The organism is Pseudomonas sp. SG-MS2 (assembly GCF_009933855.1).
Lineage (GTDB): Bacteria > Pseudomonadota > Gammaproteobacteria > Pseudomonadales > Pseudomonadaceae > Aquipseudomonas > Aquipseudomonas putida_E.
Genome location: NZ_MOMO01000031.1, coordinates 1 through 14,241, shown reverse-complemented (window position 1 = coordinate 14,241; position 14,241 = coordinate 1). Strand labels below are relative to the sequence as shown.

The 14,241-nt window shown below is 61.5% G+C and carries 14 protein-coding genes and 1 pseudogene; 7 read left to right on the top strand and 8 right to left on the bottom strand.

All coding sequences use genetic code 11. The annotated features are described in order from the left end of the window. Window positions 1-107: 107 nt before the first annotated feature. Window positions 108-425, bottom strand: a complete 318-nt coding sequence (locus BLX42_RS02725; RefSeq protein ID WP_012314094.1) for a DUF2388 domain-containing protein — start codon at window positions 423-425, stop codon at window positions 108-110. A gap of 416 nt (window positions 426-841) precedes the next feature. Here BLX42_RS02725 and BLX42_RS02720 point away from each other — a divergent pair, with 416 nt between their 5' ends. The 5 genes from BLX42_RS02720 to BLX42_RS02700 all read left to right on the top strand — a co-directional run bounded on the left by BLX42_RS02720 (window position 842) and on the right by BLX42_RS02700 (window position 6,271). Next, complete coding sequence (locus BLX42_RS02720) at window positions 842-1,471, top strand: glutathione S-transferase family protein (protein WP_161871087.1); 630 nt, start codon at window positions 842-844, stop codon at window positions 1,469-1,471. A 241-nt stretch (window positions 1,472-1,712) separates the two neighbouring features. After that, window positions 1,713-2,978: a cytosine permease gene (gene codB / locus BLX42_RS02715; RefSeq protein ID WP_161871086.1), complete on the top strand. Its 1,266-nt coding sequence runs from the start codon at window positions 1,713-1,715 to the stop codon at window positions 2,976-2,978. Continuing rightward, window positions 2,975-4,192 carry a PucR family transcriptional regulator gene (locus BLX42_RS02710; protein WP_161871085.1) on the top strand — a complete coding sequence of 406 codons (1,218 nt, stop codon included), beginning with the start codon at window positions 2,975-2,977 and terminating at the stop codon, window positions 4,190-4,192. The genes codB and BLX42_RS02710 overlap by 4 nt, the downstream gene beginning before the upstream one ends. Window positions 4,193-4,196: 4 nt before the next feature. Next, a complete protein-coding gene (gene codA, locus BLX42_RS02705; protein ID WP_046785504.1) occupies window positions 4,197-5,438 on the top strand; it encodes a cytosine deaminase in 1,242 nt (413 codons plus the stop codon). Window positions 5,439-5,536: 98 nt separating this feature from the next. After that, window positions 5,537-6,271 (top strand): hypothetical protein, encoded by a 735-nt coding sequence (locus tag BLX42_RS02700; RefSeq protein WP_161871084.1) that lies wholly within the window; start codon window positions 5,537-5,539, stop codon window positions 6,269-6,271. Window positions 6,272-6,275: 4 nt separating this feature from the next. Here the strand turns inward: BLX42_RS02700 and BLX42_RS02695 are convergent, their stop codons facing one another. The 5 genes and pseudogenes from BLX42_RS02695 to BLX42_RS02675 form a co-directional block, all read right to left on the bottom strand. Beyond that, window positions 6,276-6,818, bottom strand: coding sequence for a WYL domain-containing protein (locus BLX42_RS02695; RefSeq protein ID WP_161871083.1), 543 nt, complete (start codon window positions 6,816-6,818; stop codon window positions 6,276-6,278). A 130-nt stretch (window positions 6,819-6,948) separates the two neighbouring features. After that, a pseudogene (locus tag BLX42_RS02690) lies at window positions 6,949-7,140 on the bottom strand (LysR family transcriptional regulator); the annotation flags it as partial. 180 nt (window positions 7,141-7,320) lie between these two features. Continuing rightward, complete coding sequence (locus BLX42_RS02685; RefSeq protein WP_115275084.1) at window positions 7,321-7,587, bottom strand: hypothetical protein; 267 nt, start codon at window positions 7,585-7,587, stop codon at window positions 7,321-7,323. Next, window positions 7,584-9,323, bottom strand: coding sequence for an S-type pyocin domain-containing protein (locus BLX42_RS02680; protein WP_161871082.1), 1,740 nt, complete (start codon window positions 9,321-9,323; stop codon window positions 7,584-7,586). The genes BLX42_RS02685 and BLX42_RS02680 overlap by 4 nt, the downstream gene beginning before the upstream one ends. Window positions 9,324-9,665: 342 nt before the next feature. Then, complete coding sequence (locus tag BLX42_RS02675; protein ID WP_039601970.1) at window positions 9,666-11,090, bottom strand: PLP-dependent aminotransferase family protein; 1,425 nt, start codon at window positions 11,088-11,090, stop codon at window positions 9,666-9,668. Window positions 11,091-11,415: 325 nt separating this feature from the next. Between BLX42_RS02675 and BLX42_RS02670 the strand changes: the two genes are divergently transcribed. Then, the gene (locus tag BLX42_RS02670) at window positions 11,416-12,825 is read left to right on the top strand and encodes an amino acid permease (RefSeq protein WP_046785499.1); all 1,410 of its coding nucleotides are present in this window, start codon (window positions 11,416-11,418) and stop codon (window positions 12,823-12,825) included. 3 nt (window positions 12,826-12,828) lie between these two features. Here BLX42_RS02670 and BLX42_RS26770 read toward each other — a convergent pair whose 3' ends face one another. Beyond that, window positions 12,829-13,008: a hypothetical protein gene (locus tag BLX42_RS26770; RefSeq protein WP_046785498.1), complete on the bottom strand. Its 180-nt coding sequence runs from the start codon at window positions 13,006-13,008 to the stop codon at window positions 12,829-12,831. A 102-nt stretch (window positions 13,009-13,110) separates the two neighbouring features. On the opposite strand from BLX42_RS26770, the gene tam reads away from it, so the two are divergent. Next, complete coding sequence (gene tam, locus BLX42_RS02665) at window positions 13,111-13,887, top strand: trans-aconitate 2-methyltransferase (protein ID WP_046785497.1); 777 nt, start codon at window positions 13,111-13,113, stop codon at window positions 13,885-13,887. Here tam and BLX42_RS02660 read toward each other — a convergent pair. Continuing rightward, window positions 13,877-14,241 (bottom strand): DUF2784 domain-containing protein (locus tag BLX42_RS02660; protein ID WP_161871081.1); only part of this gene is annotated, 365 nt, incomplete at its 5' end. The two genes, tam and BLX42_RS02660, sit on opposite strands and share 11 nt — an antisense overlap.

Here is a 14,241-nt window from a genome sequence, read left to right as displayed (position 1 = left end):
GTGAACCGTTGAGCCTAGTCCCTCACGCGCGTGCCTGCCCGGCCAACTGCAGCCTTTTCGCGGGCACCCGCAGGGGGCGGGTCGGCCCGCGAGAAAGCCTACAGGCCTCAGTGGTGAGCCATTGGGTCGTCTTGGGACAATATGGCTCGGGCCAGCTCTTCATCGCTGGCCTGCAAGCCAGGATTGTCCTTGCGTGCCTGTTCCAGCGCCGACTCCACATAGGCGCCACGAATCGCACCACCGCTGGCGACGAATGCCGACAGCTCGTCACGGGCGGGGATGATCCGTTTGTCATCCTTGAAAGTCGAATACAGCGAGGCGGATACACCGGCCGAGGTAGCGACGTCGCCCGCATCGACGCGGGCCATGGCAGCACCGGCAGGCAGCAGGAGCAGCAATGCAGGTGCGAGGAATAGGTGGCGCATAGCGTGTTCTCCAATAGCGTGAAGCCCAAGGGAAATACCACTCAGTGAGTAAGATGGCGCAACTGGGGTGGTAGTTCCCTTGGTGGATCATTACCGGCGAGCGCGGATTGACAAAGCTTCCAGCCCTTATGCTGGTGAGCGTCGATACAGCGGGCATGGCGTGCTCGGATCGAGTTCGGTGAGCCTGGAGCCGGCTATGACGAAACCGGCGCGCTCTGCCAGGCGGGTGCGCGGGGTGCTCAGGGAGCAAGGGAGTGTGGAGTAGGGCATACGGGCCATCCTGGCATGAGGGGGTATCACGCTACTTTGCGCGTATTGCATTGACCGTGTCGAGCGGGCGTGGTCTGCTCGGCTTGACGACCCATTTGCGATCCCCACCAACAGCGCCATCGACCCTGGGAAAATGAAGGACCACCATGCCCGACTACAAACTGCACTGCTTCGCCGAATCCGGTAATGCTTATAAAGCCGCCCTTATGCTCGAACTCACCGGCCAGGCCTGGCAGCCGGTGTTCGTCGATTTCTTCAACGGCCAGACTCGCGAGCAAAGCTGGCGTGATGAGGTCAACGAGCAGGGCGAAGTGCCGGTGCTGGAGCATGCGGGCCAGAAAATCACCCAGTCGGCGCTGATCCTTGAATACCTCGCCGAACGCACCGGCCAGTTCGGCCCGCGCGATGACAACGAAAAGCGCGAAATCTGGCGCTGGATGCTGTTCGACAACCACAAGTTCACTGCCTATTACGCGGCGCTGCGGTTCATTTTCTGCCTGAAGAACTCTGGCGAAACACCGGTAACCCAGTTTCTTCGCGAGCGCGCCACGGCTGCTTACCGGGTGGTCGATGCGCACTTGGCGAAAACGCCCTATATGGTCGGTGGGCGCCTGACCATCGCCGACCTGTCGCTGGCGGGCTATGTGTTCATGCCGGAAGATACCGGCATCCCGTTGGCACAGTTCACCCATATTGAAGCGTGGAAAGCGCGTATCCAGGCGCTGCCGGGCTGGAAGCATCCCTATGAACTCATGCCACGCACAGCGTCGGTCTGACCGGACGCTTCGTACTTGAGGGGCGGCCGGGTGAAAACTACCCAGGCGCGTCCCTCTTTGGTGCGTGGTGGCCTCAAATTGAGTCATCTGGCACATAAAAAACCGTCAAGAACGGGCAATTCTGTGCAACCTGCACACTATTTGTCATGCCGTGCGCCTGCTATTTCGCCTTACATCGGCCAGCAAAAAACGGCCCGCATATTGCTCTTGCTGCTCCAACTTCAACCCGGAGCACCTGACAATGAGTTCCCCCTCCGAATTTCCGCTTTGCGAGGCGCCGCAGCACGCCCGCAAGGGCCTTTTGCCAATCGCCATGGTCCTGTTCAGTTTCACCTTCTTCACCGGCACGATGTTCGCCGGGGGCAAGCTGGGCATGGCCTTCGGGTTCATCGACATGCTCTGGATCGCCACCCTCGGCAACACGCTGCTGGCCCTTTACGCCGCCGCGCTGGCGTTCATCGCTTCGCGCAGCGGGCTCAACACTGTACTGATGGGCCGCTTCTGCTTCGGCGAGGCCGGCAGCCGGCTGTCGGACTTCCTGCTCGGTTTCGCCGAACTGGGCTGGTATGCGTGGGGCACGGCCACTGTGGCGATCGTGCTGGTAAAGCTGCTTGGGCTGGCCGAGGGCTTCACCGTGCCGTTGATGGTGCTGTTCGGGTTGGGCTTCAGCATCACGGCAATGGTCGGTTTCAAGGGGCTGGACCTGTTGTCGCGGGTATCGGTACCGCTGATGTTCGCCCTGTTGATCGTCTCCATGGTAATCGCCACCCGCGAGGTGGGTGGCCTGCAGCAACTGGCGGCGCTGGTGCCGCATGAGACCATGACCTTCTCGGCAGCGGTGACCATGGTCTTCGGCACCTTTGCCAGCGGCGCCACCCAAGCCACCAACTGGACGCGCCTGTCGCGCAGCGGGCGGGTGGCGGTGACGGCCAGTGTGGTGGCATTTTTGCTCGGCAACGGGCTGATGGTCGTGGCCGGCGCCTGGTGCGCGATGGTTTACCAGCAGGCCGACATCGTCGAAGTGATGATGCTGCAAGGGCTGTCGTTCGCAGCGGTGGTCATGCTCTGCCTCAACCTGTGGACCATCCAGGGGCCAACCATCTACAACGTTGCCGCCGCAGCGTGTCACCTGGTGCGCAGCGAACGCCGGCGCACGGCAACACTGATGGCGGCAGGAGTAGGCATCGTGTTGGCGATCGGTGGCATGTACGAGTTGTTGATTCCCTTCCTGGTATTGCTGGGTTCGATCATCCCACCGGTGGGTGGGGTGATCATGGCCGACTTCTGGTACCGCCACCGTGGCAAGTATCCGGCCCTGGCCACGGTCAGCCTGCCGCGCTACAACCTGCTGGGGCTGTTCGCCTATGGGGTCGGTGCGCTGGCGGCCTATGCCTCGCCCTGGGTGGCGCCACTGGTGGGTATCGGCGCCTCGGCGCTGTGCTATATCGTGCTGCTTGAGCTCGGCGGCCGACGCCGGGCACTGGGCCAGGCGCGGGCCGAGCCGTGAGCCTGGCCCTGGAAGAGATCCTGCACCTGCCCGGCCTGCACGAGATGAGCGTGCGGGCTGGTGCACGCAACCTGCAGCGCCGGGTGCGCTGGCCCTACGTGGCGGAGAACGAGGGCATCGCCGAATGGGTGATGGGCGGTGAGCTGGTGTTCGTCACCGGCATCAACCACCCTCGTGGCGAGGGCAACCTGCTGAGCCTGGTCGAAGACGGCGATGCGGTGGGTATCGCCGGCATGGTGATCCTCACGGGCGGTACCTTCATCCAGTGTATTCCGGCCGCGGTAATCGCGCGCGCCGAGCAGTTGGGGTTGCCACTGATCGAGCAGCCCTATGCCCTGAAGATGGTGGTGGTCACCCACCTGATCGGTACCGCACTGGTACAGATGGCCCAGGTGCGCCGCTCGCGCAACGACATCCTCGGGCAACTGCTGACCGGTGACTATCCAAGCCTGGCCATCGCCCGGCAGCGGGCCGCGCACCTGCAGCTCGACCTGGACGGGCCGCGGTGTTTGGTGGCGTTGCGCTTGTCGGCGGTCGACGGGCTGTTCGAGCGGCATGGCCTGGCCAAAGGCGAACGCCTGTGGCAGGACACCCGCCAAACCCTGGAAGACCGGCTTGAAGCCTGGTGCCGGGCCCGGGCCGGCGCGGTCACCGCGCAACTGGCCGGTGACCTGTTCGTGTTGCTGCTGCCCGATACCCCGGACTTGCGTGCAGCCTTGGCCGGCCTGCACCGGCAGTTGGCCGCGCAGGCAGGTGAGATGGGGCTGTTCATGGGCCTGTCGAGCCTCGCCGAGGACTGTGGCCATTACCGCCAAGCCCTCAACCAGGCGCGTCAGGCCCTGGAGGTGGCGCAAAACCTGCGCCCGGCCACCGGCTTGTGCGACTTCAGCGAGCTCGGTGTATTGCGCCTGCTGCAGGGCATCGTCGACCGTTCGCTGATCGATGACTTCGTCGCCCAGACCCTCGGCCCGCTGCGCGCCCCCGGGCGTAAACAGCCCAACGCACTGCTGCACACCCTCGACGCGCTGCTCAAGGAAAACGGCAACGGTCTCAAGGCCGGGCAGCGCCTGGGTTTGCACCGCAACACCATCAACCAACGGATGCAACGCATCGAGCAACTGAGCGGGCAGTCTCTGGACGACCCGCTTTTCCGTATGAACGCTGCGGTCGCTATGCTGATATGGCGCATGACCGAAGCCCAAGGCAAGGAGTAACTCCATGAACATCATCAACGCACGACTGCGCGGTAAGCCCGGCCTGATGCGCATCGAACTGGACGGCGAGCGTATCGCCGCCATCGTGCCCCAGGCCAATGCCGTCATGCCCGCCAGCCCCGACGACCTGGACGCCCAACAGAACCTGGTGGTGCCCCCCTTCGTCGAGCCGCACATTCACCTCGATGCCACTTTGACCGCCGGTGAGCCGAACTGGAACATGAGCGGCACGCTGTTCGAGGGGATCGAGCGCTGGGCCGAGCGCAAGGCAATCACCACCCACGACGACATCAAGACCCGCGCCAAGAAGACCATCGGCATGCTCGTGGACCATGGCATCCAGCATGTGCGTACCCATGTGGATGTGACCGACCCCAAGCTCACGGCGCTCAAGGCGATGGTCGAGGTGCGTGAGGAGGTGCGCGAGCTGATCGACCTGCAGATCGTCGCGTTCCCGCAGGAAGGTATCGAGTCGTACGCCAACGGCCGTGCGTTGATGACCGAGGCGGTGGCGATGGGCGCCGACGTGGTCGGCGGCATTCCCCATTTCGAGAACACCCGCGACCAGGGCGTGTCGTCAGTGAAATTCCTCATGGAGCTGGCCGAGCGTACGGGCTGCCTGGTGGACGTGCATTGCGACGAGACCGACGACCCGCAGTCGCGCTTCCTCGAGGTGCTGGCCGAAGAAGCGCGGGTGCGCGGGATGGGGCCACGGGTGACCGCAAGCCACACCACGGCCATGGGTTCCTATGACAATGCCTACTGCTCCAAACTGTTCCGCCTGTTGAAAATGTCGGGTATCAATTTCGTTTCGTGCCCGACCGAGAGCATCCACTTGCAGGGGCGCTTCGACAGCTACCCCAAACGCCGCGGGCTGACGCGTGTGGCCGAGATCGACCGGGCAGGCATGAACGTGTGCTTCGGCCAGGATTCGATCGTCGACCCCTGGTACCCGCTGGGCAACGGCAACATCCTGCGCATACTCGAGGCAGGGCTGCACATCTGCCACATGCTGGGCTACGAAGACCTGCAACGTTGCCTGGACCTGATCACCGACAACAGTGCGCGCACGCTCAACCTTGGCGAGCGCTACGGCATCGAGGTGGGGCGCCCGGCGAACCTTTTGTTGCTGTCGGCGCCTGACGACTATGAGATGGTGCGCAGCCAGGGCCATGCGCTGGTGTCGGTGCGCCACGGCAAGGTGCTGATGCGCCGTACACAGGCGCAGGTCGAACGGTTCGCCTGAAGCGGGAAGGGGCCACTGAGTGCTTGCCTGGCGACGCTGAACTTGGCACCCTTTGTGGCCGCCGAACCGTCCATGCCGTGACAGAAGGAAACCTACCGTTGAGTTGGGACAAAATCGGGAAACTGCTCGTAGCCCTGTTGCTTGGCCTGATGGTCTGGCTGGTGGCCTACGTGGTGCTCAAGGACAACGCCCGCCTCGAAGCTTCCCTGACCTATTCCTACCTCACCTACCCAAGCCAGTTCAGCGAGCGCATCAGCAAGACCAACGAACAGCTCAAGTACGAGCGGCTGCAGCCTCGCATCGCCGGCATTGGCCAGGGGGCGCTGAGCCAGGATCAGGTCGACAGGCTGATCGACCTGGCCCAGGCACCCTACGCCCAACTGTTCGCCAAACCGTTCGAGGCCGGGTTGGTGGACCACCGTACCGGCTTGCTCATAGAGCTGCGCAACACCGGTCACACCGAGGTGCGCGAGGTCAAGGTGCGCCTGCCGGCCAAGGGTTTGGTGCAAGTGCGCGACGGCTCAGGCAACGACACCCTCTACGAGGCCCCCACGCCCATGGTCGAGATCCCTGTCATCGAGCAAGGCCGGGCGTGCAAGGTGTGGGTCTATTTCGATGCCGACTACACGCAGATCCGCCAGGGGGGTATCAGCATCAGCCATGCCGACGGTGTGGCTGATGTGCAGGTGTATCGAGAATTCATCGGTTTCCCGGCGTTGGTGGCGCGCTACAGCCGGGAGCTGATGGTGCTGCTTGGTGTGCTGGGGCTCAGTGTGCTGGGCCTGGGCTACGCCTGCCTTGCGCGGCCACGCAAGCCCGCATTGCCCTCCTGATGACTTAGTGGCTGCCGTCGTGCAGGGCCAGGCTTTGGCGCAACTGCTCGATCACGGCTGTGCGCAATGCCTCTGGCGCCTGTACACGTATGGAGCCCGCTTGGGACAGCAGCCAGCCCATCAACGCGCGGCTGTCGTCGACGGTGGCATCCAGGGTCGCCCCGCCGTTGCCGTGCGGGGCCAGGCGCATGTCATCTGACAAGGGCTGGTCCTCCAGGCGCCGTGCGAGGGCGTCATCCACCCAGGCGCGCAATTCGATCTGCCGGGCAGGGCAGAGCGCATCGGGCTGCAGTTGCTGAGCCTCACCGAGGCTGCGGCCTGGCTGCCAGTACCAGCCGTAGGGCATGCCCTTGTTGTTGCAGCGTAAATGGAACAGCGACGCAAGCTCATTGAGGTCACGTTCCACCGTGCGTTTGCTGGTCTTGTAGCCGACCTTGGCCAACGCGGCCAGCAACTGTGTGGAGCTCATGCCCGGATGGCGGTCGGGCAGCAATTTGAGCAGTTGCCACTGGCGGGCGATCGTGTGGCGGGTAGAGTTGCTGGGCAAAGGGCTCGTCCTTGAAGTTCAGGCGTGGTGCATGCCTGAATGATGGCAATTGGCTATTGCCGCGAGCATACCCGTTCAGTGAATAGGATCCAAGTTCAGCAGGATGAGTGGCCTGTGCACTTGTTTCACGATTCGGCGCCACCCCATGCTCAGGCAGGCAGGCGCTGCCAAAGCCGGCGATCACCAGGCGGAGCATTTCCTCAAGGCTCGGCTAAGACGCCACGATGCGGTCGGGAAATCCCTGCTGGTCACGGACGATGGTCAGCGGCGAGAGCATTCCGCCAATCTGGTCGCTGGTGAAACCGACGAAGATCTCCCGTTGCGCTTGCCGTGTGTGATTGCACAGGAGAGGGGAACCTGGAGAGCCTGGAGGCGAATGGACGGGGCAGATTGGCGGTAAGTGCTGTTTGCCGGCAACTTTGTTGTTGCTGCCGGCGTCTATGCTGATCTTCGATCTTGGCGAACGAGATTTCGCTTCCTGGAGCTGTGGTGTCAGCGCTGCTCAGAGCACATACTTTTTTTGGGTCAAAAAATCGGGTTCTCGCCAATTGGGACCTTTGATGTACCCGTATCCACCCTGTTGTATCAGTCCTTCGTCAATCATTTTCTTGATCAAGTTCATGAGTTGCAGGCAATCGCCAATGTTTACCCATGCATGCCGGTTGTACAGATTGTCGAGCCGTGGGTGAGAAATGCCATCACGCCTGGCGAGCCACAAAATGACATCTGTGGGGCTCTCGTTCGTTACTATTTCGCTGATCGTGTTCATTTGTTTTCTCGCGCAATCTGTTGGTTATCTGCTTCGATGGCTTCTGGAGTGTAAAGCAGTTCGGGTTCTGAGGTGAGTTGGTAGTCTTCCAGTGTTGCTGTGTGTGTATTGTTCCACACCTCACCAACATCGCTTGGTCTGATTTTATCTGGGATTCCAAGTGCGCGAAAGCGCTCAAGCTCCCTTGTTTCATGAGTGTAGAATCGCTTATCTGTGTCGGTCGCTTGTGATGTGCCTTGTAGGATTTTTTCAAGCCTGTCGATCATGATGTCATTGGCATCGGAGGGTTCGAATCGACTGACATGCAATTTGACTAGGTCAACTCCCGTTTGGTTGATCGTGGCTTCTCGCCAGTCCAGGCGTTCGATAGGCCCGCCTGCTTTGTCTGGATTGTAGGCCCTGCCGCTGTATGTGCCTATAGTTGTAGCGCCGGGATACGGCGAATTGAATACGATATATAACGGCGGCAGGCCAGACTCTACCGGGAAGCAGTAAATGCAATCTCTGGGATTTTGGGGTTCATTTGCGGGGAAGGGCGTCGCCGCGCTGCTGGCCGTTTCGAGATTTACACCCTTATAGGGGTTGGGCTTGACGGGTATGCCTGGAGATGTGGTCGAAGAGCCACCAGCGACATGAATGGGGAATGTAAGTCGTATCGGGAAGTCCCTTGATGGGACCGAGACGTAACTGTTACTCGCTTCATCGAATATGAGGGCGCGCACGGGTATCTGGTGCGCTGCATCTGCTGTACTCAGATGCCTCGTAAGGATGTAGGTGTCGAGGTCAGTGTGGATTCGAAGCGGGGACTCAAGGAGACCTTCGGTTGTAGCAAGCTCATTAAGGTTCTCGGGTAGGTCAGGGATCAGCAGCTCTGCCGGGATGCTCAAGGCCGAATCATGGTACAGGTCAGAGTTCCCTAGTTCAGGGGAGTAAAGGACACCGCCGATACCCAGTCTGAAAATTCGCAATGCTGCAGCTTCGGCCATTTTAATCAGTCTACGTCCTGCATACTTCAGTCCGAATTCAATGTATCGACTTATTGCTATGGGGCCTTGGGTTGTGCCTAATTGAATTGTTGGGTTCGTCGTCAGGATGATGGTGTTGCTGTGAGGGCGCTCCTGGTTTCTGTTTTGTAGAACTGATGTTGCTGTATGGTGAGTTTTTTCCAGCTCTCTCAAAACCTTCTTCAGGCAACGCTTCAGCACAATTTCGATTTGGGCGGCAGTGAGGCTGATTGCGAGTTTGTGCAATGCCTCTTCAATTATGAAGAATTCGCTTTCTTCTTCGATGTATACGTATGCCGTGACCTCGAAAAACTGGGCCAAGGTCTGGTCGTTTGGGGCGTAAACATGAATGCCGTTGTAGAGGTCTGTGTGCTGGCCTGCCTGACGACGAATTTCGCTGTAAAGAAGCAGGAGCAGTGCCTTTTTTGCAAAGAGCTTGCCGGCGGTTTCGCTGTGAGTCTGGTCAATGTCTAGATACTGCTTTTCCAAGTAGGTTGCAAGGCCGGGTTCCCCCGCAGGACAAGACGCTTCAATGCTGTTGATCACATTCTGCGCAATACTTTCAGCGCTCTCCAAAAGCGCATTGTCAGTAAGCGCTGTTATGTCTGGCGGCGTTATTGGTATTGTGAAAGGCTGTTTCCATGAGAGCAAGGTTTCGAAGTCATAATCAAAAGGCGCGGAGGAGTATATTTCGTCAAGTTCAGGGTTTGTTATGGTTCTGCGGGCAGTCATTTCTCTTTCCTGTGATGCAGGTTTGGAGAGAAATATGATGTGACTGTTGTCACCCAAGACTAAGATGGAATTGGTTCTTAGGCCACTTTCATGGCCCTGACTTTATTCGCCCAGGCATTGGGAGTGGCGCCGCAGCGACTGACGGTGCGTTCGAAGACTGGGCAGCGAGGCATGAGCAGGGCTGTGGTTATCGGCCCCGGTGTTTACCTACGTAGAGGTATTGTGTGAACACACGATGTGCCTGCTCATAGCACCCTGCGGATAGAGCGCCGCGCGCGGCGCTCGATGTCGCAGACGCTGGAAATGCCGCGGCGAGCAGCCCCACAGCACAATCCCTGAGCCCTAAATCCCCGCCCGGCGCACGTGCTTCACCAACACCTTCTCCAACAACTCCCACATCGCAGGGTCGGTACTGAACGCCACGTTGAACCGCATCCACCCGGTCGGCTTGGCATCGACCATGAACAACTGCCCGGGCCCGAGCATGATGCCTTTCTCCAGCGCATCATCCAGTAGCGCTGCGCTGTCCGGGATGGCCGGGTGGCGGGTCCAGATATACATGCCTTCATCCGACTCGATGAACAGCTCGAAACCCAGCCGGTGCAGGTGCCGGCCAACTTCCTGGTGGGCCTCGGCCAGGCGCTGGCGCAGGCGCTTGAGGTGCTTGCGCCAACGGCCGTCGATGATCGCGGCATACACCACGCGCTCCATCACCTGCGAGGTGGTCAGGCCCGAGCGCATCTTCAGGTGCAGCAGCTTCTGCGCCAGTTCCGGGTTGGCCAACAGGTAGCCGACCCGCACGTTGGGCGAAATGCTCTTGGAGTAGCTGCCCACGTACACCACCTGCTGCAGGTGGTCGAGGCTGGCCAGGCACGGCTGCGGCTCGGCGACCATGTCGGCGTACAGGTTGTTTTCCACCAGGCGAAAGCCGTGCTGGCTGGCCAGCTGCAGCAAGCGGTGCAGCTGTGCCAGCGGGGTGCGCGAGCAGGTCGGGCTGTGCAGGTGCGGCTGGGTGAAGAAAGCCGTCGGGCGGTGGTGCGCCAACAGCTGTTCGAGGTGGTTGAGGTCGTAGCCGTTGGGGGTGCGCGGCACGCCGATCAAGGTGGCGCCCTGGGTGCGCAGGATGCTCATCAGGTTGGGGTAGCCGGGGTCGTCCACCAGCACCACGTCACCGGGGCGCACAAGCGTGCGCACGGCCAGGTCCAAAGCCTGGCTGGCACCGTGGGTGAGCATCAGCTGGGCGGTGTTGGCGACGATCGACAGTTCCTGCTGCAGGTTCTGCGCGGTCAGCGCGCGCAATTCCGGCAGGCCCATCGGGTCGCCATAGCCGGACAGCTCCAGCGGGCTGCCGGCAACCTGGCGCAGGCCGCGGCGCAGGCCTTCTTCGTACATCCAGTCGTTGGGCAGCCAGCCGCAGCCCGGTTTGAATGGCAACTGACGGGTCTCAAAGATCTGCTGCAGGTACCATTCGGAGTTGAACGATGGTCGACTGGCGTCGGCCTCGGCGCTGTGGTTGTCCAGCAATTCGGCCGCCGCGCGGTTGACGAAGAACCCGGCATTGCCCTTGCTCACCAGCAGCCCCTGGGCGACCAGGCGGTCGTAAGCCTCGACCACGGTGAAGGTGCTCACCGAATAGGTCGCGGCAAACGCGCGGATCGACGGGACCTTGGCACCTGGCTTGAGGGTCTGGTTGTCGATCAGCTCACGCAGCCCGTCGATGATCTGGTTGACCAACGGCGTCGAGGAGTCTGGGTGTAATTCAAGCATTCGGGGGCCTTGAGGGTGCGTAACGGCAGGCGCCTGCAGGGTGTATTGCATCGGCGACCTGTACAGTGCAGTGCGACTTTCATGCCACTGTGCATGGCTCTATGTGTCGGACATTTTTACATTAGGTGTCAGATAGCGCCACATAAAGCATGTTCAGTTCGCTCCAGGGGCAAACCTTGGGGCGCGTCAGCAGGCCGCCATGGAAGGCCTGCGTGTGTAACAGCACACCTCCTGCCCGCATTAGCACTGATGTACAGGTGAGGCCGATGACCATCGCGGTCTTACAGTTTTCCTTGGATAAAAAGAAGCACGGGGTACACAACTGATGGACGCAACATCCACAACCACCACCGCGAACAGCGGGCACGAGAGCAAACTCAGTGCCTCGCTCAAGTCGCGCCACCTGACGATGATGTCGATCGCCGGGGTTATCGGCGGCGCCTTGTTCGTCGGCTCCGGCAGCGTGATCCACAGCGCCGGCCCGGCTGCTGTCCTGGCCTACCTGGCAGGCGGCATCCTGGTGGTACTGATCATGCGCATGCTGGGTGAAATGGCGACTTCGTCGCCCGACACCGGTTCGTTTTCCACCTACGCCGACCGCGCCATTGGCCGTTGGGCCGGTTTCACCATCGGCTGGCTGTACTGGTGGTACTGGGTCATCCTCATGGCCTGGGAAGCTTATGTGGCGGGCAAGATCCTGCATGGTTTCTTCCCTGATGTAAGCGTCAACGTGTTCGTGCTGGCCACGACCCTGGTGCTGATCACCGTCAACTTCTTCAACGTCAAGCACTACGGCGAGTTCGAGTTCTGGTTCGCGTTGATCAAGGTGATCGCGATCGTCTGCTTCCTGATCGTGTGTACTGCAGCGGTGATGAACATCTGGCAGTTCGGTGAAGTGCGCGGCATCACCCACCTGACCGCCGAAGGCTTCATGCCCAATGGCATCACCACGGTGATCGGTGCGTTGCTTGGCGTGATGTTCGCCTTCCTCGGTGCCGAAATCGTCACCATCGCCGCATCCGAAGCCAAGGACCCGGCCACCCAGATCGTCAAGGCCACCAACTCGGTGGTGTGGCGTGTATGCCTGTTCTACGTCGGCTCGATCTTCCTGATCGTCTGCCTGGTGCCGTGGAACGACCCGCACCTGGGCGTTTCCGGTTATGGCGCCTACCGCCGCACCTTGGAACTGCTGGGTGTGCCGTATGCCGAGCTGTTGATGAACTTCGTGGTACTGACGTCGGTGAGCAGCTGCCTGATCTCGGGCCACTACACCGCTTCGCGCATGCTGTTCTCGCTGGCACAGCGTGGCGATGCGCCGTCGTTCTTCAAGACAACCCGCGCCGGTACCGGCGTACCGGTGAACGCGATCATCGGTTCGTGCGCCGTGGCCGTGGTGTGTGCGCTGATCAACTTCAGCGAGACCCTGCGCCCGAAAGACGTGCTCGATACACTGATGAACACCACCGGCATGATCGCTTTGCTGGTGTACCTGGTGATTGCCTTCTCGCAGCTGCGCATGCGCCGCAAGCTGATCGCCGAGGGCAAGGAAGTACGCCTGAAGATGTGGCTGTTCCCGTGGCTGACCTACCTGGTGATCGCCTTCATCGTCGCCGCACTGGTGACCATGGCCTTCATGCCTGACTACCAGATCCTGGTGATCTCCACCGGCATTGCTGCCGCCGTCGTGGTGGCCATGGGTGTGGTGCACCAGATGCGCAGCGCCCGCAAGCACTAAGCGCTAGTGGTTGCCCGAAGCGGCCGGCTCCCTCGAGGACCCGGCCGTTTCGCGTTGATGGGCGGGAGTTTTGTCCGCTGGCATGTGAAAGCGCCCGTTCATCCACGGTGAGCCGAGGAGGGCGGCGGCGCTGATCAGGGCCAGTAGGGCCAGGGCGAGGAATGGTTTCATGGGCATGCGCATAAGGGGCTGACTTCAAGGATGAGCTAACAGTTCCCGCGACAGGGCCCGTACAGGCGACAGATGGCTTATGCTGAGCACATTGCCCGCCAAAAGGAGCCCCTCATGGCCTGGTCCGCCACCCAGTATTCCCTGTTCGAAGACGAACGCACCCGTGCGGTGCGCGACCTGCTTGCCGCGGTGCCTCCCCGCCCGGTGCGCCACGCTACCGACTTAGGTTGCGGCCCTGGTAATTCCACCGAAATACTGCTGCAGCGCCACCCCGATGCCCAGGTGACTGCCCTGGACAGCGACCCGGATATGATCGACAAGGCGCGCGCACGCCAGCGCCTGCGCATCCCCAGGGTGCGTTGCGAAATTGCCGATATCGCCCACTGGACCGCCCCCGAACCGCAGGACCTGATCCTGGCCAACGCTTCGCTGCAATGGGTGCCCGACCACGGTTCGCTCTATCCGCACCTGGTGCGCCAGCTGAGTGAAGGTGCAAGCCTGGCCGTGCAAACCCCGGACAACCTCGACGAGCCGGCCCACCGCCAGTTGCGCGAGATTGCCGGCCGCGGCCCCTGGGCCGAAAAATTCGCCGACCTGAGCTTGCCGCCCCGGCATAGCGCAGCGTTCTACTACGACCTGCTCAGCCCGCTGTGTACGCGGGTGGATGTGTGGCGCACGACCTACCATCACCCGTTGACCGGTGGCGCCGAGGCCGTGGTGGAGTGGTTCAAGGGCTCGGCCCTGCGGCCTTATCTGGCCAGGCTGGACGAGCAGGAACAGGCGAGCTTCCTGCAGATGTACTTGCAGGCCATGCAGCACGACTACCCTGCGGCCACCGACGGCAAGGTGCTGCTGCCGTTCCCGCGGCTGTTTGTGATTGCTACGCGGTAGGTGAATGGCGCCAGCGCCAGATCACGTAGCTATAGATGCCGAGGTTGACCAGCAGCACGACGCCGCCCAGCAGCCACTGGATCTGCGGCGTCAACCCCGCGGGGTAGATCAGCGGCCAGATGTAGTGCTCGACGAAGCCGCCGTGGTAGCCGGCATCGCCTGCGGCGAAGCGCATGCGGTTCTCCCAGCCGGTCAGCGGGCACTCCAGGTGCAGGCCCTCAACCGCCAGGCCCCAGGCCAGGGCGGGCAGGTGGATGAACAGGGCGGGGCGCCATCTGAGCGTCAGCAGGCCGCCGAACAGCACCAGCAGGATGAAGGCCAGGTGCAGCAGCACCAGCGTGTCGGCGGCTAGGC

Bases quoted from the DNA above. Each gene is read 5' to 3' on its own strand.
- codA (WP_046785504.1), top strand. From the start codon at position 4,197: ATGAACATCATCAACGCACGACTGCGCGGTAAGCCCGGCCTGATGCGC.
- codB (WP_161871086.1), top strand. From the start codon at position 1,713: ATGAGTTCCCCCTCCGAATTTCCGCTTTGCGAGGCGCCGCAGCACGCC.
- BLX42_RS02725 (WP_012314094.1), bottom strand. From the start codon at position 425: ATGCGCCACCTATTCCTCGCACCTGCATTGCTGCTCCTGCTGCCTGCC.
- BLX42_RS02670 (WP_046785499.1), top strand. From the start codon at position 11,416: ATGGACGCAACATCCACAACCACCACCGCGAACAGCGGGCACGAGAGC.
- BLX42_RS02720 (WP_161871087.1), top strand. From the start codon at position 842: ATGCCCGACTACAAACTGCACTGCTTCGCCGAATCCGGTAATGCTTAT.
- BLX42_RS26770 (WP_046785498.1), bottom strand. From the start codon at position 13,008: ATGCGCATGCCCATGAAACCATTCCTCGCCCTGGCCCTACTGGCCCTG.
- tam (WP_046785497.1), top strand. From the start codon at position 13,111: ATGGCCTGGTCCGCCACCCAGTATTCCCTGTTCGAAGACGAACGCACC.
- BLX42_RS02685 (WP_115275084.1), bottom strand. From the start codon at position 7,587: ATGAACACGATCAGCGAAATAGTAACGAACGAGAGCCCCACAGATGTC.
- BLX42_RS02680 (WP_161871082.1), bottom strand. From the start codon at position 9,323: ATGACTGCCCGCAGAACCATAACAAACCCTGAACTTGACGAAATATAC.
- BLX42_RS02675 (WP_039601970.1), bottom strand. From the start codon at position 11,090: ATGCTTGAATTACACCCAGACTCCTCGACGCCGTTGGTCAACCAGATC.